This window comes from Microbacterium sp. As-52 (assembly GCF_049949185.1).
Taxonomy (GTDB): Bacteria; Actinomycetota; Actinomycetes; order Actinomycetales; family Microbacteriaceae; genus Microbacterium; species Microbacterium maritypicum_A.
Genome location: NZ_CP188171.1, coordinates 3,782,991 through 3,800,623, shown reverse-complemented (window position 1 = coordinate 3,800,623; position 17,633 = coordinate 3,782,991). Strand labels below are relative to the sequence as shown.

Here is a 17,633-nt window from a genome sequence, read left to right as displayed (position 1 = left end):
CGTGCGCCTGCAGTAGGCTCTGTCACTGCGCAGCGGTCACCTCCGCCGGGCAGAATGTTCGTGAAGGAGAGCGGGATGACCGACCAGGATTCGACTCGGACCCCCTACGTTCCGAACGAGACCGCACATCCGTGGCGTCGTTTCGTCGCGATCGGCGATTCGTTCACGGAGGGCATCGGCGACCCGGATCCCGCACATCCCGGCAGCCACCGCGGCTGGGCCGACCGCGTCGCGGAGGTGCTCGCCTCGCAGGTGGACGACTTCGCCTACGCGAATCTCGCCGTCCGCGGAAAACTCATCGCACAGATCGTCGCCGATCAGATCGAGCCGGCCGTGGCGCTCCACCCTGATCTGGTGTCGATCTGTGCGGGCGGCAACGACGTGATCCGCCCCGGGACCGATCCGGACGCCATCGCGAGTCAGCTCGAAGACGCCGTGGCCCGACTGGCCTCGACGGGAGCGGCCGTGCTCCTCTTCACCGGGATCGACACCGCCTTCACGCCGGTTTTCCGGGCGTTCCGCGGCAAGGTCGCGATCTACAACGAGAACGTCCGCGCGATCGCCGAGCGTCATGACTGCATCGTCGCCGATCAGTGGGCGCTCAAGGTCGTGCAGGACATGCGGTTCTTCGACGACGACCGCCTGCACTACAACGCCCTCGGTCACCACGAGGTGGCACGGATGGCGCTGCGCGCGCTGAACGTGCCGAACGACCTCGAGGCCATGCAGCCCGAGCCGTTCCCGCTGCGGACGTGGCGAGAGGCGCGCGCCGAGGACCTCGGCTGGGCACGCGAGCACCTGGTGCCATGGGTGCTCCGGAGGTTGCGGCACCAGTCATCCGGAGACAACCTCGCGGCGAAGCGTCCGGAGCCCTCGCCGGTGTTCCGATTCGAGCAGACCCCTCCGGAGAGGGACTGAGAGATCAGGCTTTCATCGACCAGAGCGCGACCGCGGCGGCGGATGCCACGTTGAGCGAGTCGACCCCGCCGGACATCGGGATGGTGACGATGGTGTCTGCACCCTCCATCGCCTCGCGCGAGAGGCCGTCGCCCTCCGAGCCCATGACGAGTGCGACGCGTTCCGGACGATCGGCGGCGTAGGTGTCGAGCGTCACCGCGTCGTCACGCAGCGCGAGGGCGGCGATGTCGAAGCCCGCGGCGTGAAGGTCTGCGATGGCGGAATCCCAGTCGGGGATACGCGTCCACGGCACCTGGAACACGGTCCCCATGCTCACGCGGACACTGCGACGGTACAGCGGGTCGGCGCCCCCTGGCGACACCAGCACCGCGTCAGCCCCCAGCCCGGCAGCCGCACGGAAGGCCGCTCCGACGTTGGTGTGGTCGCCGATGTTCTCGAGGATGAGCACGAGGGTCGCCCCCTGGATCACGTCGTGAACCGACGGCAGCTCGGGGCGGTGCATCGAGGCGATCGTCCCCCTGTGCACCGCGAAGCCGGTCACCGTCTCGGCGATCTCGTCCGGCACCACGTACACGGGCACATCGAGATCGCCGACGATCCTCCGGATGTCCTCCACCCGGCGCTCCTGGACCAGTACGGAACGCGGACGATGTCCAGCCGCCACCGCGCGGGCGATCACCTTCGTCGATTCCGCGATGTAGAGACCACCCGACGGCTCAGACAGGGCACGAAGCGCGGTGTCGGTGAGTCCGCGGTAGTCGTCGAGACGCGGGTCGTCGGCATCGGTCACAGGCAGTAGTTCCACGATGTCCACTCTGCCATCGTCCGTGGGCAGGCCTCGCACGGCGTCTCTCGCGCTGACGCCCCGTCGGCGGGCGCCGTGTCCGTCCCCGCACCGTAGACTCGCTCGAGGAGGTCCCGTGAGCGTGTCGAATCCCGCCGAGCTGTCGGCCACCATCGCCCACGCCGCCGAGTTGCTGCGCGAGAAGCGCATCGCACTTCTCACCGGCGCCGGTATCTCGACCGATTCCGGTATCCCCGCCTATCGCGGTGAAGGCGCCAGGACCCGCAGCGATCCGATGACGATCCAGACATTCTTGGGCGATGAGGCCGCGCGGCGTCGGTACTGGGTCGGGAGCCATCTCGGTTGGCGCGCGTTCGCCCGAGCTGAGCCGAACCCGGGACATATCGCGCTGGCGCAACTCGAAACCGGGGGCACCGTATCCGGAGTCATCACGCAGAACGTCGACGGTCTGCATCTGCGAGCCGGGAGCTCGCACGTGATCGAGGTGCACGGGACGATGCGCCGCGTGCTCTGCCTCAAGTGCGGTCAGGTGTTCGACCGCCGCGATGTCGCCGTGCAGATCGAGGAGCTCAACCCCTGGATCACGGTGCCGGAGAACATCGCGCTCGCTCCCGACGGCGACGTCCTGCCTGAGAGCACGGAGGGGTTCATCGTCCCGGTGTGCACGGTGTGCGCAGGGACGCTCAAGCCGGATGTGGTCTTCTTCGGCGAATACGTTCCCCAGGACCGCTTCCGTGCCGCCGAGTCGCTGCTGCGCTCCAGCACCGCACTGATCGTCGCGGGTTCCTCGCTGGTCGTCAACTCCGGCGTGCGTCTCGTCGAGCGCGCCCGTCGCCGCAACATCCCCTTGATCATCGTCAACCGTGAGCCGACGCGCGCGGATGCCTGGGCGCACCTCACCATCGCCGCCGGCACCAGCGACGTGCTCCCCGCACTCCAGGAACTCCTCTCGTGACCCACCTCACCCTCGTCCGCCACGGTCAGACCGACTGGAACCTCGCCAAGCGCATCCAAGGCTCCACCGACATCCCGCTGAACGAGACGGGGCGCGACGACGCGCGGTGGGCGGCGGAGAGGCTCGCTGCCGGTACGCATCATGCCGTCTACACCAGCCCCCTGCTGAGAGCGAGGGAGACGGCGGAGATCATCGCGGATCGGCTGGGGCTGGAGATCACCGGAGTCGTCCCCGACATCCGTGAGCGCGAGTTCGGCGAGGGCGAAGGCATGCTCGTGCCGGACTACATCAGGACCTACGGGGATTGGCATGCGGAGGTTCCCGGGGCCGAGTCCCTGCACGAGGTCGGCGAACGGGCCATCGCGGCGCTGCACGAGATCGCCCGAGACGCACGCCGGCGGTCCGCTCCTCGCGCGGAGTCGGTCATCGTGGTCGCCCATGGCGGAGTGATCCGGGCCGTGATCGACCACGTCTCCGGCGGAACCCTCCCCCGGGACGGCCAGGTCCTTCAGAACGGCTCGGCGCATCGGTTCGTGGCAGCTCCCGGATACCTTCGGCTGCTCGAGGAATCTCCGGTCCTCTGATCAGCTGCTGCTCTGATCAGCTGCTGCCCTGATTAGCTGCTGCCCTGATCAGCCGAGGCGGCGATCAGCCGGCACGAGAGACGACGGAGCGCGCGTGCCGGAGCACTGGTTCGTCGATCATCCGTCCCTCGAACCGGAATACACCGCGCTCTGCCGCTGCGGCGAGGAGGACCGCACGCGCCCATGCCACGGTCGTCTCGTCCGGTCGGTAGGCGGCCCGGATCGCCGCCACCTGGTTGGGATGGATGCATGCCGTCGCGCGAAAGCCCGACGCGGCAGCATCGCGCGCCTCGCGATCGAGGCCCTCGGCGTCGTCGAGGGCGATGTGCACGGCATCGATGGCGGCTTTGCCCCGGGCCCCAGCCTCGAGGAGGATGCGCGCGCGGGCATAGCGGGCGATGTCGCGATAGCCCCCATCGGCATTCCGGGACGACGTGCCACCGAGGGAGGCCACGAGATCCTCGGCCCCCCACATCATCGCTGTGACCCGTGGGTGCGCGGCGATGCGGTCTGCGGCGTGCACGCCACGGGCGGTCTCGCACAGAGCGATCAGCGAGTAACGGTCGTCGAACGCTGAGAGGCTCTCCGCGCTCTCCGTCTTCGCCACCATCACGGTGCGGAAGTCCGTCTTCGCCAGCATCGCGAGGTCGGCGGCGAAGGCGTCGCTGTCCGCGGCATTCACGCGCACGATCACGCGGCCGGGGTCGAGATCGGCTTCGACGACATTCCTGCGCGCGGCGTCCTTCGCATCCGGGAGCACCGCATCCTCGAGGTCGAGGATGAGCGCATCGGCGCGCTCGGCGGCCTTCTGGAAACGCTCGGGTCGATCGGCGGGGCAGAACAGCAGAGCAGGGCCGAGGTCGAAGCTCATGCGGCGGGACCCTCCGAAAGGCAGTGCACCAACACCGAGCGCACGGCAGTGGCGACCACCGTTCCGTCCTGATTGCGTCCGGTGTGTGCGATCTTCACGATTCCCTGCCCCGGTCGGGACGAGGAGAGCCGTTTCTCCACGACGACGCTCTCGGTGTAGAGCGTGTCGCCGGCGAACAGCGGATGCGGGAAAGCCACTTCGCCGAAACCGAGCTGCGCGACGAGAGTTCCCTGGGTCAGCTGCGCGACCGATGATCCCACCATCGTCGACAGCGTCCACATCGAGTTCATCAGCCGCGCGTGGAACGGATCCTGGGCCTCGGCGAAGGCCGCGTCGAGATGCAGCGCCTGCGTATTCATCGTGAGCGTCGTGAAGAGAACGTTGTCGGCCTCGGTCGCCGTGCGCCCAGGGCGATGCAGGTAGCGGCCGTCGACCGCGAACTCCTCGTAGTACAGCCCCCGCTGCAGGATGTCGTGCGTGGTCATACCGTCACGCTACCCGGCGAGTCCGAGTCCGCGTGCGATGACGAGGAGCTGCACCTCGGTGGTGCCCTCGCCGATCTCGAGGATCTTGGAGTCACGGTAATGACGGCCGACGGGGAACTCGTTCATGAACCCGTTTCCCCCGAAGATCTGCGTCGCATCCCTGGCGTTGTCCATCGCGGCCTCTCCGCCGACGAGTTTCGCGATGGCCGCCGCTTCGGCGAACGGCTTGCCGGCATCCCGCAACCGCGCGGCGTGATGCCAGGCGAGCCGAGCGGTGTGAACCCGCGCGCGCATCCGTGCCAGCGTGAACTGGGCATTCTGGCGCGTGCTCAACGCAGCGCCGAAGATCGTGCGGCTCTTCGCGTAGTCCACCGCCGCCTCCAGGCAGCCCTCCGCCGCCCCCGTCGAGAGAGCTGCGATCGCGATGCGGCCTTCGTCGAGGATGCTCAGGAAGCTGCGGAAGCCGCTCCCCCGTGTGCCGAGCAGGTTCGAGGCGGGCACCCGCGCCCCGTCGAAAGTCAGCGGATGCGTGTCGGAGGCGTTCCAGCCCACCTTGTCGTAGGGGGCCTCGACCGTGAATCCCGGGGTGCCGTTGGGCACGATGATCGTCGAGATCTCCTTGCGACCGTCCTCGTTCCCGGTCACCGCGGTGACCGTGACGAAGCGCGTGATCGGGGTACCGGAGTTGGTGATGAACTGCTTGGAGCCGTCGATCACCCACTCGTCGCCGTCGAGTCGGGCCGTGGTCCTGGTCGCGCCGGCGTCGCTGCCCGCCTCCGGCTCGGTGAGGCCGAAGCCCGCCAGCGCCCGTCCGGCGAGCAGATCGGGCAGCAGTTCCTGGCGCTGCTCCTCGGTGCCGAAGCGGAAGATCGGCATGGCGCCGAGGCTGACCCCTGCTTCGAGCGTGATCGCGATGGACTGATCCACGCGGCCGAGCGCCTCGATCGCGATGCCGAGCGCCATGTAGTCGCCGCCCTGTCCGCCGTACTCCTCGGGAAACGGCAGGCCGAACAGACCGAGATCGCCCATCTGCGCCACGACGTCCATCGAGAGCGTATGGGTGCGGTCGGCCTCATAGGCCTGCGGCGCGACGACCGTGTCTGCGAACTCCCGCACCATGGCGGCGAGCTCGCGCTCCTCCGCGGTCAGATCTTCCATGCTCAGCTCTCCTCCGTCATCACACGGGCGACCGGTTGGTCGCGCCGCACCTGATCGCCCACCGCGACCAGCAGGTGCACCACACCGTCGTGCGGTGCGAGCACCGGGTGCTCCATCTTCATCGCCTCGATCGAGACGAGAGGGTCGCCGGCGGAGACCCTCTCCCCGTCCGCGGCGTGAACCGCCACGACGCTGCCCGGCATCGGGGCCCGTCCCTCCGGTTCCGTCGCCCCGGATCCCGCCTCGCGCGCCGACAGCCGACGCCGCATCCGCTGCCTTCTGTCGAGGGGACGCAGGCGGACCGTGTGTCCGTCCTCGGCCACCCAGACCGCGCCGTCGCCGTCGACAGCGGCACGCACGGAGACTCGAGATCGTGCGGACGGGGCCTCGTGGAGCTCGACCTCTTCATCGTCATCCGTGAGCGCCACGAACGGGGCGACCACCGTGTTCTCCGCTCCCAGGCGCCATCCCGGCAGCTCTCGCCACAGAGGGCTGGTCCGCACCGGCGCGCGGAGCTCCGAGATGGCATCCTTCGCGGCAGCGAGCTGTGCGGTCGACGGCGTCTGCGCGTCGAGGGGAAGCAGGGTCTCGATGAGTCCCGTGTCGAGATCCCCCGCGATCACGCGCGCGTCCCGGCAGAGAGTTCGCAGGAACGCGATGTTGGTCTCGACGCCCAGCACGACCGTGCGTGCGAGCGCCTCGTCGAGCCGCGCGAGTGCCGTGGCACGGTCGTCCGCGAAGGCGATCACCTTCGCGATCATCGGATCGTAGAACCCGGTCACCTCGCTTCCGGTCTCGATCGCCGCGTCGACGCGCACACCGACGGGCGGTTCGAACAACAGCACCTTCCCGGTGGAGGGGAGGAAGCCGCGCTCGGGCGATTCCGCATACACGCGCGCCTCCACAGCGTGACCGCGCAGACGCGGCGAGACATCCAGCGGAAGCCCATCGGCCGCGCGGAGTTGAAGGGCGACGAGATCGAGTCCGGTGACCTCCTCGGTGACCGGATGCTCCACCTGGAGGCGGGTGTTCATCTCGATGAAGGACACCTCGTCCGGCGCATCGGCGTCGATGAGGAACTCGACCGTGCCGGCCCCGATGTATTCGACGCTCTCAGCCGCCAGCACGGCGGCTGCGAGCAGTCGCTCCCGGGTGTGCGGGGGGATGCCTGCCGACGGCGCCTCCTCGACGACCTTCTGGTGCCGTCGCTGCAGCGTGCACTCCCGCTCCCCGAGCGCGATGACCGTACCGTGCGCGTCTCCGAAGACCTGCACCTCGATGTGCCGCGGACGTCTGATCAGGCGTTCGAGGATGAGCGCATCATCGCCGAACGCCGCGGCCGCCACGCGCCGGGCCGAGGCGAGCGCAGAGCGCAGCCCCGTCGAGTCGGCGACGACCTCCATGCCCTTGCCGCCTCCGCCGGCGCTGGGCTTGACCAGCAGTGGGTATCCGACGTTCTCCGCCTCTTCGGCGATCTCGACGTCGGACAGGCCTTTGGCGTCGAAACCGGGGACGACCGGAACGCCGAAACGCAGGACGTGCTCGCGAGCGCGTGCCTTGTCGCCCATGATCTGCAGGGCCTCCACCGACGGGCCGATGAAGACGATGCCGCTCTCAGCGCAGGCCTCGGCGAGTCCGACGCTCTCGGAGAGGAATCCGTAGCCGGGGTGGATGGCTTGCGCGCCGCTGCGCCGAGCCGCCGCGATGACGGCATCGATGTCGAGGTACGACTCCGCAGCCGGTGCCGGGCCGATTCTCACGGCGACATCGGCCTCTCGCACGTGGGGTGCCGCGACGTCGGCGTCGCTGTAGACGGCGACGCTGCGGATGCCGAGCGTGCGCAGGGTGCGGATCACCCGTCGGGCGATCTCCCCGCGGTTGGCGACGAGAACGGTGTGGAAGGAGACGGTGTTCGACGACGACGTCGTGGTCATGGACAAGACACTCACATCCGGAAGACGCCGAAGCGCGGTTCGGGCAGCGGGCTGCGGGAGATGACGTCGAGGGAGAGCCCCAGGAGGTCGCGGGTCTGTGCAGGGTCGACAATCCCGTCGTCCCAGAGTCGGGCTGTGGCGTAATAGGGCTCGCCCTGGTGTTCGTACTGCTCACGGATCGGAGCCTCGAACGCCGCACGGTCCTCGCCGCTCCAGGCATCGCCGCGCGCGGTCAGCTGATCCTCCTTGACGGTGGCGAGCACCGACGCCGCCTGCGCGCCGCCCATCACGGAGATGCGGCTCGCAGGCCACGTCCACAGAAAGCGGGGCGAGTAGGCACGGCCGCACATGGAGTAGTTGCCGGCCCCGAAAGAACCGCCGATGATGACCGTGAGCTTCGGCACCCGTGTGCTTGCGACCGCAGTGACCATCTTCGCGCCGTCCTTCGCGATGCCTCCGGCCTCGGCGTCGGAGCCGACCATGAACCCGGTGATGTTCTGCAGGAACAACAACGGGATCCCGCGCTGATCGCACAGCTCGATGAAGTGGGCGCCCTTGAGCGCGGACTCGCTGAACAGCACGCCGTTGTTCGCGACGATGCCGATGGGATGACCATGGAGTCGGGCGAAACCGGTGACCAGGGTCGTGCCGTACTCGGGCTTGAACTCGAGGAACGTGTCGCCGTCGACGAGGCGTGAGATGACCTCGTGCACGTCGTACGCGGCATTCACGTCGACGGGAACCGCGTCGTAGAGGCTGGAGGACTCGGACGGCGGTCGGCTGGGCGCCACGTCCCAGGCCGGAGCTGCGGGTGCGGGGAGCGTGGCGACGATATCGCGCAGGATCTCGAGGGCGTGCTCGTCGTCTTCCGCGAGATGGTCGACCACACCGCTGCGTCGTGCGTGCAGTTCTCCCCCGCCCAGTTCCTCTGCGGTCACGATCTCGCCGATCGCGGCCTTCACCAGGGGCGGCCCCCCGAGGAAGATCGTTCCCTGGCCGCGGACGATCACGGTCTCGTCGCTCATGGCGGGGACATAGGCGCCACCCGCCGTGCAGGAACCGAGAACTGCGGCGAGCTGAGGGATCCCTTCGGCGGACATACGCGCCTGGTTGAAGAAGATCCGGCCGAAATGCTCCCGATCCGGGAAGACCTCGTCCTGCTTCGGGAGGAAGGCGCCTCCCGAGTCGACCAGGTACAGACAAGGCAGGCGATTCTCGAGGGCGATCTCCTGCGCACGCAGATGCTTCTTGACCGTGAGGGGGTAGTACGTGCCGCCCTTCACCGTCGCGTCGTTGCAGACCACCATGACGTGGCGACCGTGGACGAGTCCGATCCCGGCGATCACCCCAGCACCGGGCGCCTCTCCCCCGTACAGGCCGTCGGCCGCGAGGGGGGCGACTTCCAGGAACGGGCTGCCTTCATCGAGCACCCGAGCGACGCGGTCCCGCGGGAGCAGTTTGCCGCGCGCGACGTGGCGTTCGCGGGACGCCTCCGGTCCGCCGCGAGCCGCGGTCGCGAGGCGGTCTCGCAGGTCTTGCGCGAGAGACTCCTGGGTTGCCGGCATCGTGATGTCCTCCTCGACCCACGTCCGCGAGGGCGGGCCCTGGCGCGGTGCATGCACTTTCGGTTAGTGTTCACTAACCCGTTGATTCAGGTTAGCGAGGATTAACTGAGATGACAAGCCCGGTCACCGCCCGAGACCGCGCCAAGGCTGAACGGTCGGATGCGATCCTGCACGCTGCCGCGCGTCTCTTCGCCGCGCGTGGATACAGCGGCGTGAGCCTGGAGGACATCGGGGCTGCCGTCGGCGTATCCGGACCGGCCGTCTACCGTCACTTCGCCGGCAAGCAGGCACTGCTCGGGGCCGTGCTCGTCAAGGTGAGTCAGGATCTGATCCGCGGTGGACGGCAGGTCTCCGAGGAAACTCCGACCCCCGACGAGCGGATGCGTGCGCTGATCGGCTTCCATGTCGAGTTCGCGCTGGGCAATGCCGAGGTCATCCAGGTGCAGGATCGTGATGTCGCGTTCCTCTCCGAGACGGACCGGGCCGAGGTCCGCCGCCTCCAGCGCGCGTACATCGAGTTGTGGATGGCAGCCTTGTCGCCGTTGCATGGGACGCCGGGCGGCGGCGCGGATCAGGATGAGCTGCGGTTACGCGTGCAGGCATGCTTCGGGCTCATCAACTCGACTCCGCACAGCACCCGTGCCGCCGCCAGGCGGCATTCCGCCACCGCGACCGTACTGATCGCGATGGCGGACGCGGCTCTGCGCGCGACTACCTGAGCAGCATCGCCCGTCCGGGCTCTTCGAGGATGTCGGCGACATCCTTGAGGAAGCTCGCCCCCTCGGCTCCGTCGACCAGACGGTGATCGAACGAGAGGCTGAGGGTCATCATCTGCCGCAGGGCGATCTCGCCGTGGTGCTCCCACGGCTGACGCCGCACTGCTCCGACGGCCAGGATCCCGGATTGCCCCGGGGGCAGGATGGGTGTGCCGGCATCGACGCCGAAGACTCCGATGTTCGAGATCGAGAACGTGCCGCCTGCGAGTTCCGCCGGCGAGGTCTTCCCCGCACGGGCCACCTCGGCCAGCGACTTCACGGCATCCGCGAGACCGACGAGGGTCAACTGCTCCGCATCACGGATCATCGGGACGATGAGGCCCCGATCCGTCGCGGCGGCGATCCCCAGGTCGACGTAGTTGTGCTGGACGATCTCCCCGGCGGCCTCGTCCCAACGCGAGTTGAGCCCGGGCGTGCGGCTCAGAGCGAGACAGACGGCCTTCGCGACCACCGCGAGCGGGCCGATCCGGTGTGCGCTGAGGGCGCGATCGTCGCGAAGACTCGACAACAGGTCCATCGTCGCGGTCACGTCGACCGTGTGGAAGACCGTGACATGGGGGGCCGTGAACGCGCTCTGCACCATCGCCGCCGCCGTGTGCTTGCGCACGCCGCGGATGGGGATGCGGGTCTCTCGCTCCGCGTCTGTGAGCACTGACGCGTTCGACGGGGTGGGCGTCGACGACAGGTCGTCGGCACGCGGCGTGCGGTGGGCGATCCGCTCTGCGTATTCGTCGACGTCGCGGCGGGTGATGACTCGATCCCCCACGTCGGCGGCGACCAGCACGAGATCGATGCCGAGACGCTTGGCGTGAGCGCGCACGGGCGGGGTGGAGCGCGGCCGTTCGATGACCGCATCCACGGCTGCCGAGGGGGTGGCGTCATGCGGTGCGGCCTCGAGAACGGCTGTGTCGACCGGTGCCGGGGTGGCTCCGATGCGCCGTGCCCGTCGCGCAGGGCGGCCGGCGGTCGTGGGGGCGGCACCGTAGCCGACGAGGTTCGGCTGCGCCTTCTCCTCGGAATCCGACGCGGGCGCGGGCCCATCCTCGTCCTCCCCCACCACATCGAAGGCGATCAGCGGAGCACCGACGGCGACCGTCTGGCCGGCCTCGGCGTGCAGGGCCGATACCGTGCCCTCATAGGGCGAGGGCAGCTCGACGACCGCTTTCGCCGTCTCCACCTCCGCGAGAGTCTGGTTGAGCGAGACCGCGTCGCCGGGGGCGACGAGCCAGGTCACCACCTCGGCTTCGGTCAGTCCCTCTCCGAGGTCCGGAAGACGGAACTCCGCGATCATGCCCCTGCTCCCGTCAGACTGTTCGGTCGGTCCAGCACCCGGTCGACGGCATCGAGCAGCCGATCGAGATCGGGAAGGTGATACTTCTCGAGCTTTGCGGGCGGGTAGGGGACGTCGTGTCCGGTGACGCGCAACGGCGCCGACTCGAGGTACTCGAAGCAGCGCTCCGTGATGCTCGCGATCACCTCGGCTGCGACGCCGGCCTCGCGAGAGGCCTCGTGGGCGACGACCACGCGTCCCGTCTTGCGCACCGAGGCGGCGACCGAGTCGTAGTCCACCGGTGAGAGCGAGCGGAGGTCGATGACCTCGAGAGAGACGCCCTCGTCCGCTGCAGCGTCGGCCGCCTGAAGCGCCGTGGAGACCATCGCCCCGTAGGTGATCAGGGTCGCGTCGTTCCCGGTTCGCACGACGCGCGCGAGTCCCATGGGCGCTGCGTCCGCGAGCGGCGCCTCCAGGTCGACATCGCCCTTGTGGTGGTACAGGCGTTTCGGTTCGAAGAAGATCACCGGATCGTCGGAGGCGATCGCCTGTCGCAGGCTGCGGTACGCGTCCTCCGGGTTCGAGACCGCGATCACGCGCAGACCGGCCGTGTGCACGAAGTAGGCCTCGGGGGACTCCGAGTGATGCTCGGCGGCGCCGATGCCTCCTGCCCACGGGATGCGGATGGTGATCGGCATCTTCACCCGGCCCTGGGTGCGGTAGTGCAGCTTCGCGACCTGAGCGACGATCTGGTCGAACGCGGGGTACACGAAGCCGTCGAACTGGATCTCGACCACCGGCCGATAACCGCGGAACGCCAGGCCCACGGCTGTTCCGACGATGCCCGACTCCGCGAGCGGAGTGTCGATCACCCGCGCTGCGCCGAACTCGTCGAGCAGCCCGTCGGTGATGCGGAAGACGCCACCGAGTTTCCCGATGTCCTCTCCGAGCAGCACCACCTTGTCGTCGTCGCGCATCGCCTGACGCAGTCCCGCGCCGAGCGCCTTTCCGAGGGTCAGTTCGGTCATGCGCCGGCCTCGCCCTCGAAGGAGGCGAGGTACGCGGCGTACTCACCACGCTGACGCTCGAGCCCGGTGTGCGGTTCGGCGTAGACGCCGTCGAAGACCGCGAGGGGCGGGCGCGTGACCATGCCGAGGCATGCGGCGCGCATCTCCTTCGCCACCGCGTCTGCTGCCGCCTGGGTCTCGGCGAGGTGCTCGTCGGTCAGATCTCCCGTGGCGCGCAGATGGGCTTCCAGCCGTGCGATCGGATCGCGTCGGCGCCAGGATTCGAGTTCGTCCTGGTCACGGTAGCGCGTCGGGTCATCGGCCGTGGTGTGCGGCCCCATTCGATACGTGACCGCCTCGATATAGGCGGGCCCCTTGCCGGCACGTGCATGATCGAGGGCCCAGCGCATGGCAGCCATGCAGGCGAGCACATCGTTGCCGTCGACGCGGACGCTGGGGATACCGAACCCCGGAGCCCGCCCGGCGATCGGATACTGCGACTGCACGGAGACGGGCTCCGAGATCGCCCAGTGGTTGTTCTGGCAGACGAAGACCACGGGGGCCTGGTACGAGGCGGCGAAGATCATCGCCTCGTTGACATCGCCCTGACTGGTGGCACCGTCGCCGAAGTACGTGACCGCGACTTCCTTGGCGCCATCGTGCTGGATGCCCAAGGCATAGCCGACGGCGTGCAGTGTCTGGGCACCGATGATGATCTGCAAGGGCGCGACTCCGAGTGCGGCCGGATCGTACGCGGCGCCCTCCTCGCCGCGCCACATGCGCACATAGTCGCCCGGCTGGGCGCCGCGCGCGTAGATGACCCCGGTTTCCCGGTAGCTCGGGAACACGTAGTCCTCCGGCGCGATGGCGCGTGCCGTGCCGATCTGGGTCGCCTCCTGCCCCTGGCAGGGTGCCCAGAGGCCGAGCTGTCCCTGGCGCTGCAGGGCGACGCCTTCGGCGTCGATCCGCCGGAGGATGACCATGTCCCGCAGCAGTGAACGCAGTTGCGCACTGTCGATGTCGGCGACGAAAGGATCCAGCCGAGGGTTCGCGATGCGACTGCCGTCCGGATTCAGGATGCGCTCCGAGAGCTCCAGATCCTGGGCGGTGTCTGCGATGGGGGTGATCTGCGGTGACATCGTCGTCCTCCTCGTCCTCGGCGGCCCTCGTGAGGCTCCGCGCACTGATGCCAGCGTCATCACCGGCATGGTCTGAGAGTACGTCTGCTCAACACCTCGCTCAAGCATTCTGAAAGGGCTTGAGCATGTTGCTCAATTTGGCACGGAAGGCTCCTGCTAAGGTTTGGCACTATGCCAGGACTGGACCGCATCGATCTCGAGCTTCTCGCCGCACTCGCTGACGACCCGAGGACCACGATCGTCGCGCTCGCGGAGAGCCTGGGCCTGTCCCGCAACACGATCCAGGCGCGGATGGCACGTCTCGAGCAGAGCGGGATCTTCCTGTCCTATGAGAGGTCGTTCTCGCCGGACGTGCTCGGATTCCCGTTGCAGGCGTTCGTGAGCATCGGGGTCCGCCAGACGGAGCTTCCTCGCATCATCAACGAACTCGCCCGGATTCCCGAAGTCGTGCAGGCGCATGGGCTCAGCGGATCGATCGATCTGCTCGCACGCGTGGCCTGTCGCGACGCGCGTCACCTCTTCGACACCGACGCGCGCATCCTGTCGATCGAGGGAGTGGAACGCACCGAGACCTCACTCGCCATGGGCGAGGTGATCCCGTTCCGTGTGGCCGGCCTCATCGGCCTCGCACGACGGGAATCCTGAGGAAGCGCCGGATCGCCCCTGCGGCCTCCGCCGGCGTCTCGTAGTGGATCAGATGCCCGACGTGGGCGATCTCGACCAACCCGGCGTCCGGGAAGAGCGTCGCCAGCTTCCGCTCCGCTTCGATCGGCGTGATGTCGTCGCGTTCAGCCGCCACCAAGAGCGTCGGAACGTCGATGTCGGGCGCGAACTCGCGGACGTCGTGCGAGGCGCTCGCGACGAAGGCATCGCGGAGCACATCACGATCGGAGAACCGGGAGAAGTAGGTGTCATGCTGGTCGTGGATGAACCGCCGGAGCTCGGGGTCCTTCGTCTTGGCCATCGTGATGCTCATGACCCGCACGATGATCCGATTGCGCAGCAGCGCGGTTCCGAGATTCTCCGGGAGCCGGGCGCCGAGGGCGTAGTAGAACACGGCCAGGCGCGTCATGAGCCCCTTGGGCCCCTCGAGCGCGGGGGCACCGATGGGGTTCACGAGGATCAGGCGCGGAGTCTGCAATCCGCGGGCCACCGCCGCGGCCGTCACGATCGACCCGAAGGAGTGGCCGAGGATGACCGCGCCGGGTGCGACCTCGGTGGCGAAGTCGGTGAGCCATCCGGCGTACTCGTCGAGATCGTGACGGCGTCCCGGCAGCGGGGCCGACTCGCCGAAGCCCGGAAGGTCGGGCGCGATCACCCGCACCTCGGGGAGGTATGCGAGCACCGGTTCGAGGCCATGGTGCTCACCCCGGAAGCCGTGCACCGCGACGACGGTCGTCCCGGCGTCTTCGGGTCCGTACGCCCAGTACGCCGTGGTCGCCCCGCGCACCTCGACCTCGTGGCGTTGCACGGGCAGACGACGAAGACGGTCCGCATACGGGGAAGGCACGGTCATCCTCAGAGTCTACGAGTCGCCGTGCGCCTTCTCCTGAATGTCCGCGGCCGACCATAGCGTGAAGCCATGCCAGCCGGTCCCCCGCTTCCTGCCTGGCTCACCCGTGTCGGGGTGTTCGATCTGGAGACGACCGGAGTCGACGTCGAGTCGGACCGCGTGGTGACCGCCTACGTCGGTATCCTCGACGCCGATGGCAGACAGGTCGCGGCCCGTTCGTGGCTTGCGGACCCCGGTGTGCCGATCCCCGACGGCGCAACCGCGGTGCACGGGATCACGACGGCGCACGCGCGAGCCCACGGGCGGCCCGTCCCTGAGGTGGTCGCCGAAGTGACTGCTGCCCTGCGGTCCCTGTTCCGTCAGGGTGTGCCGGTCGTCGCATACAATGCGTCGTTCGACTTCTCGCTGCTCGCCTGCGAAGCCGCTCGGCACGGGGTCGACCCGCTCACCGACCCCGCACCGGTGATCGATCCGCTCGTCATCGACAAGGCGTATGACCGCTACCGGCGCGGTCGACGCACGCTCGAGGTGGTCGCGGCGCACTACGCCGTCCCGTTGGAGGGCGCCCACGAAGCGTCTGCGGATGCGATCGCCGCCGGGCGCGTGGCGCAGGCGCTCGCCCGTCAGTTCCGTCTCCCCGAGAATCCGGTACAGCTCCACACGCACCAGATCGGCTGGGCCCGCTCGCAGGCAGCCAACCTCACCGAGTACTTCGTGAGCATCGGACGTCTGGAACCCGATGACATGCTCGATGGACGCTGGCCGGTGCGGCACGCCGGCCCCATCGTGGAGTGACGTGCGTCGCTGCTCCTCGGCTCGGAATCAGGTGTCGTGGGATACGCTCCAGATGGTGCGCCCTCGAGTGGGATCAGGGCGCGAAGCACGAGGAGCAGCCCATGCAGTTCACGTCCGTCGATCTCGAACGGGTCGAGTCCACGTGGCAGCAGTTCGTTCCATCGGCCTCTCTGCAGAATGCTGATCCGCGGAGCTTTCGATTCGACTGGCGATCCGAGGAACTCGAGACCGCGTCGTTCGTCGACTATCGCCTTTCCGCTCAGGTGCATTCGCGGGCCGAGCCGCAGGATCAGTTGCTCGTGTGCCGTGTGGACGCCCCGGACGCGCGCGTCTGGTCGGGGCGCGCTTCCTTGGACGCCGAAGCCGTCTGGATGTCCGACGGCACTGAGGTCGAGGCCAGATGGGACCGGTCGGCTCGCGTTCGCGCCATCGTCTTCGACCAACAGGCCGCGCAGAGCAGAGCGCGGCAGATCACGGGCGACGATCGGCGAGAGCTTCGCACGACCGGACTCGCGCCGCACTCCGTGATGGATTCCCAACGGTGGGAGCGGATGTTCGCCTACCTCGACCAGTCCCTGCGGGACGGGATCGCAGACGATCTGCTCGTCGCCGAGCTCGAACGCCATGCCCTGATGATCACGCTTTCGGCGTTCCCGACCACATTCTCCGAATCGCTGCGGCGCCCGGCGCAGCGCGCCGGTGCACCGGCGGCCGTTCGCCGAGCGCTCGCCTACATCGATGCGAACGCGCATCTGGCGATCACCATCGACGACGTCGCGGCCGCGTCCTACATCTCCACTCGTGGTCTGCAATACGCGTTCCGTCGCGCGCTCGATATCACGCCTGCGGATGCTCTGCGTCGGGCGCGCCTCGACGGCGCCCATCGTGATCTCCGCAACGGTCGGGGTCGCTCGGTCGGCGAGGTCGCTCGACGGTGGGGCTTCAGCAACTCCTCGCGGTTCGCTTCGGCCTACCGCGAGGCGTACGGGATGACGCCCGCACTGCCATCGACCTGACAGGGAACGAATATTCTCTTCGCGTCGCTCGGCGGGTCGGGGGCGAGCGCGGGGCGTCGGAGCGATCTGCGGTTAGAGTTCGAGTGTCCCGGACCTCGGTCCTGCGAGCACGCCCCCGAGGAGAACCATGGTCCACGCGCGCCACCCCCACGAATCGTCCCCACGCTGATGGGAAGCCTCTACTACGGCGACGCGAAGACTCCCATCCACATCGATGACCGCGCGCTCGCGCATCTCAAAGTGGTCATCGCGACCAAACTCCGTCGTAACGAGAGCTTCACCCTCTCGTGGCGGCACCCGGACGGCGATGCGCCCGGACGTTCCACCCTGTGGCTGCATCCCTCGATCCCGCTCCGCTTCGTCTTCCAGGACGCACAGACGCCGGAGCTGAGCAGAAGGTGGATCGAAGAGCTGGCTCATTCCGCGAGTTCGAGCGGTGGCATCACGCTCGTCGAGGAACATCTCGAGAGCGTCACCGCCGACTGACGGCGCCCGACACCCTCCGAGCTGGACGCCGTCAGCGGCTGGGCTCACACCGCTTCGTCGCCGCTGGTGCTCACGGAGCGACGCGTCGTCGGCTCTCCGGTGGCGGGATCGACGAAGGTGCGCGACACCGTCTCGGTGCGACGCCGACGTGCGAGCAGCACGATGCCGATGAGGAAGACGACGACGCCGGCCCCCATCAGGATGTAGCCGACCATGTCGAGGTCGACCCAGGGAACGTCGACGTTGATCGCGAAGACGAGGATCGCCCCGATCACGAAGAGCGCGATTCCGCTGCCGATGCTCATGGTGCCTCCCGTTCTGCGGCGCGGTGCCGCACATCGAAAGCATGGCGTGGT

19 protein-coding genes are annotated in these 17,633 nt (G+C 68.4%); 8 read left to right on the top strand and 11 right to left on the bottom strand.

The window, feature by feature from the left end; translation table 11 throughout:
• Nucleotides 1–75: 75 nt before the first annotated feature.
• Complete coding sequence (locus ACLFA2_RS18340; protein WP_021200549.1) at nt 76–918, top strand: SGNH/GDSL hydrolase family protein; 843 nt, start codon at nt 76–78, stop codon at nt 916–918.
• A gap of 4 nt (nt 919–922) precedes the next feature.
• Here ACLFA2_RS18340 and ACLFA2_RS18335 read toward each other — a convergent pair whose 3' ends face one another.
• Nucleotides 923–1,723, bottom strand: coding sequence for a TrmH family RNA methyltransferase (locus ACLFA2_RS18335; RefSeq protein ID WP_029259212.1), 801 nt, complete (start codon nt 1,721–1,723; stop codon nt 923–925).
• 115 nt (nt 1,724–1,838) lie between these two features.
• On the opposite strand from ACLFA2_RS18335, the gene ACLFA2_RS18330 reads away from it, so the two are divergent.
• The gene (locus tag ACLFA2_RS18330) at nt 1,839–2,678 is read left to right on the top strand and encodes a Sir2 family NAD-dependent protein deacetylase (RefSeq protein ID WP_021200547.1); all 840 of its coding nucleotides are present in this window, start codon (nt 1,839–1,841) and stop codon (nt 2,676–2,678) included.
• Entirely contained in the window at nt 2,675–3,262 is a 588-nt protein-coding gene (locus tag ACLFA2_RS18325; RefSeq protein WP_021200546.1) for a histidine phosphatase family protein, read from the top strand. Before ACLFA2_RS18330 ends, ACLFA2_RS18325 begins: the two co-directional genes overlap by 4 nt.
• 64 nt (nt 3,263–3,326) lie before the next feature.
• On the opposite strand, the gene ACLFA2_RS18320 is transcribed toward ACLFA2_RS18325, so the two are convergent.
• From ACLFA2_RS18320 to ACLFA2_RS18300, 5 genes are read right to left on the bottom strand one after another with little or no spacing between them, the layout of a single operon-like run.
• Complete coding sequence (locus ACLFA2_RS18320) at nt 3,327–4,133, bottom strand: HpcH/HpaI aldolase/citrate lyase family protein (RefSeq protein WP_426621776.1); 807 nt, start codon at nt 4,131–4,133, stop codon at nt 3,327–3,329.
• Nucleotides 4,130–4,618 (bottom strand): MaoC family dehydratase, encoded by a 489-nt coding sequence (locus ACLFA2_RS18315; RefSeq protein ID WP_426621775.1) that lies wholly within the window; start codon nt 4,616–4,618, stop codon nt 4,130–4,132. Before ACLFA2_RS18315 ends, ACLFA2_RS18320 begins: the two co-directional genes overlap by 4 nt.
• Before the next feature lie 9 nt (nt 4,619–4,627).
• On the bottom strand, nt 4,628–5,776 hold the full coding sequence (locus tag ACLFA2_RS18310; RefSeq protein WP_426621774.1) for an acyl-CoA dehydrogenase family protein: 1,149 nt from the start codon (nt 5,774–5,776) through the stop codon (nt 4,628–4,630).
• Between the two features lie 2 nt (nt 5,777–5,778).
• A complete protein-coding gene (locus ACLFA2_RS18305; RefSeq protein WP_426621773.1) occupies nt 5,779–7,710 on the bottom strand; it encodes an acetyl/propionyl/methylcrotonyl-CoA carboxylase subunit alpha in 1,932 nt (643 codons plus the stop codon).
• An 11-nt stretch (nt 7,711–7,721) separates the two neighbouring features.
• A complete protein-coding gene (locus tag ACLFA2_RS18300; RefSeq protein WP_021200541.1) occupies nt 7,722–9,275 on the bottom strand; it encodes a carboxyl transferase domain-containing protein in 1,554 nt (517 codons plus the stop codon).
• Between the two features lie 110 nt (nt 9,276–9,385).
• Between ACLFA2_RS18300 and ACLFA2_RS18295 the strand changes: the two genes are divergently transcribed.
• Nucleotides 9,386–9,994 (top strand): TetR/AcrR family transcriptional regulator, encoded by a 609-nt coding sequence (locus ACLFA2_RS18295; RefSeq protein WP_021200540.1) that lies wholly within the window; start codon nt 9,386–9,388, stop codon nt 9,992–9,994.
• Here the strand turns inward: ACLFA2_RS18295 and ACLFA2_RS18290 are convergent.
• The 3 genes from ACLFA2_RS18290 to pdhA are packed head-to-tail and all read right to left on the bottom strand — an operon-like array spanning nt 9,987 to nt 13,467.
• Nucleotides 9,987–11,342, bottom strand: a complete 1,356-nt coding sequence (locus ACLFA2_RS18290; RefSeq protein ID WP_021200539.1) for a dihydrolipoamide acetyltransferase family protein — start codon at nt 11,340–11,342, stop codon at nt 9,987–9,989. The genes ACLFA2_RS18295 and ACLFA2_RS18290 overlap by 8 nt on opposite strands.
• Nucleotides 11,339–12,349, bottom strand: a complete 1,011-nt coding sequence (locus ACLFA2_RS18285; protein WP_021200538.1) for an alpha-ketoacid dehydrogenase subunit beta — start codon at nt 12,347–12,349, stop codon at nt 11,339–11,341. The genes ACLFA2_RS18290 and ACLFA2_RS18285 overlap by 4 nt, the downstream gene beginning before the upstream one ends.
• Entirely contained in the window at nt 12,346–13,467 is a 1,122-nt protein-coding gene (gene pdhA, locus ACLFA2_RS18280) for a pyruvate dehydrogenase (acetyl-transferring) E1 component subunit alpha (protein ID WP_021200537.1), read from the bottom strand. The genes ACLFA2_RS18285 and pdhA overlap by 4 nt, the downstream gene beginning before the upstream one ends.
• 171 nt (nt 13,468–13,638) lie before the next feature.
• Between pdhA and ACLFA2_RS18275 the strand changes: the two genes are divergently transcribed.
• Nucleotides 13,639–14,112 carry an Lrp/AsnC family transcriptional regulator gene (locus ACLFA2_RS18275; protein WP_021200536.1) on the top strand — a complete coding sequence of 158 codons (474 nt, stop codon included), beginning with the start codon at nt 13,639–13,641 and terminating at the stop codon, nt 14,110–14,112.
• On the opposite strand, the gene ACLFA2_RS18270 is transcribed toward ACLFA2_RS18275, so the two are convergent.
• Nucleotides 14,084–14,983: an alpha/beta fold hydrolase gene (locus tag ACLFA2_RS18270; RefSeq protein WP_426621772.1), complete on the bottom strand. Its 900-nt coding sequence runs from the start codon at nt 14,981–14,983 to the stop codon at nt 14,084–14,086. The genes ACLFA2_RS18275 and ACLFA2_RS18270 overlap by 29 nt on opposite strands.
• A gap of 66 nt (nt 14,984–15,049) precedes the next feature.
• Between ACLFA2_RS18270 and ACLFA2_RS18265 the strand changes: the two genes are divergently transcribed.
• The 3 genes from ACLFA2_RS18265 (at nt 15,050) to ACLFA2_RS18255 (ending at nt 17,277) form a co-directional block, all read left to right on the top strand.
• Nucleotides 15,050–15,775, top strand: coding sequence for a 3'-5' exonuclease (locus ACLFA2_RS18265; RefSeq protein ID WP_136024872.1), 726 nt, complete (start codon nt 15,050–15,052; stop codon nt 15,773–15,775).
• A gap of 101 nt (nt 15,776–15,876) precedes the next feature.
• Nucleotides 15,877–16,791 (top strand): helix-turn-helix transcriptional regulator, encoded by a 915-nt coding sequence (locus tag ACLFA2_RS18260; RefSeq protein WP_426621771.1) that lies wholly within the window; start codon nt 15,877–15,879, stop codon nt 16,789–16,791.
• 168 nt (nt 16,792–16,959) lie between these two features.
• Nucleotides 16,960–17,277, top strand: coding sequence for a hypothetical protein (locus tag ACLFA2_RS18255; RefSeq protein ID WP_021200532.1), 318 nt, complete (start codon nt 16,960–16,962; stop codon nt 17,275–17,277).
• A gap of 44 nt (nt 17,278–17,321) precedes the next feature.
• On the opposite strand, the gene ACLFA2_RS18250 is transcribed toward ACLFA2_RS18255, so the two are convergent.
• A complete protein-coding gene (locus ACLFA2_RS18250; protein WP_021200531.1) occupies nt 17,322–17,582 on the bottom strand; it encodes a DUF6458 family protein in 261 nt (86 codons plus the stop codon).
• Between the last annotated feature and the right edge of the window lie 51 nt (nt 17,583–17,633).

Bases quoted from the DNA above. Each gene is read 5' to 3' on its own strand.
- pdhA (WP_021200537.1), bottom strand. From the start codon at position 13,467: ATGTCACCGCAGATCACCCCCATCGCAGACACCGCCCAGGATCTGGAG.
- ACLFA2_RS18290 (WP_021200539.1), bottom strand. From the start codon at position 11,342: ATGATCGCGGAGTTCCGTCTTCCGGACCTCGGAGAGGGACTGACCGAA.
- ACLFA2_RS18320 (WP_426621776.1), bottom strand. From the start codon at position 4,133: ATGAGCTTCGACCTCGGCCCTGCTCTGCTGTTCTGCCCCGCCGATCGA.
- ACLFA2_RS18285 (WP_021200538.1), bottom strand. From the start codon at position 12,349: ATGACCGAACTGACCCTCGGAAAGGCGCTCGGCGCGGGACTGCGTCAG.
- ACLFA2_RS18300 (WP_021200541.1), bottom strand. From the start codon at position 9,275: ATGCCGGCAACCCAGGAGTCTCTCGCGCAAGACCTGCGAGACCGCCTC.
- ACLFA2_RS18340 (WP_021200549.1), top strand. From the start codon at position 76: ATGACCGACCAGGATTCGACTCGGACCCCCTACGTTCCGAACGAGACC.
- ACLFA2_RS18265 (WP_136024872.1), top strand. From the start codon at position 15,050: ATGCCAGCCGGTCCCCCGCTTCCTGCCTGGCTCACCCGTGTCGGGGTG.
- ACLFA2_RS18305 (WP_426621773.1), bottom strand. From the start codon at position 7,710: ATGACCACGACGTCGTCGTCGAACACCGTCTCCTTCCACACCGTTCTC.
- ACLFA2_RS18275 (WP_021200536.1), top strand. From the start codon at position 13,639: ATGCCAGGACTGGACCGCATCGATCTCGAGCTTCTCGCCGCACTCGCT.
- ACLFA2_RS18270 (WP_426621772.1), bottom strand. From the start codon at position 14,983: ATGACCGTGCCTTCCCCGTATGCGGACCGTCTTCGTCGTCTGCCCGTG.
- ACLFA2_RS18250 (WP_021200531.1), bottom strand. From the start codon at position 17,582: ATGAGCATCGGCAGCGGAATCGCGCTCTTCGTGATCGGGGCGATCCTC.
- ACLFA2_RS18295 (WP_021200540.1), top strand. From the start codon at position 9,386: ATGACAAGCCCGGTCACCGCCCGAGACCGCGCCAAGGCTGAACGGTCG.
- ACLFA2_RS18260 (WP_426621771.1), top strand. From the start codon at position 15,877: ATGCAGTTCACGTCCGTCGATCTCGAACGGGTCGAGTCCACGTGGCAG.
- ACLFA2_RS18310 (WP_426621774.1), bottom strand. From the start codon at position 5,776: ATGGAAGATCTGACCGCGGAGGAGCGCGAGCTCGCCGCCATGGTGCGG.
- ACLFA2_RS18315 (WP_426621775.1), bottom strand. From the start codon at position 4,618: ATGACCACGCACGACATCCTGCAGCGGGGGCTGTACTACGAGGAGTTC.
- ACLFA2_RS18255 (WP_021200532.1), top strand. From the start codon at position 16,960: ATGGGAAGCCTCTACTACGGCGACGCGAAGACTCCCATCCACATCGAT.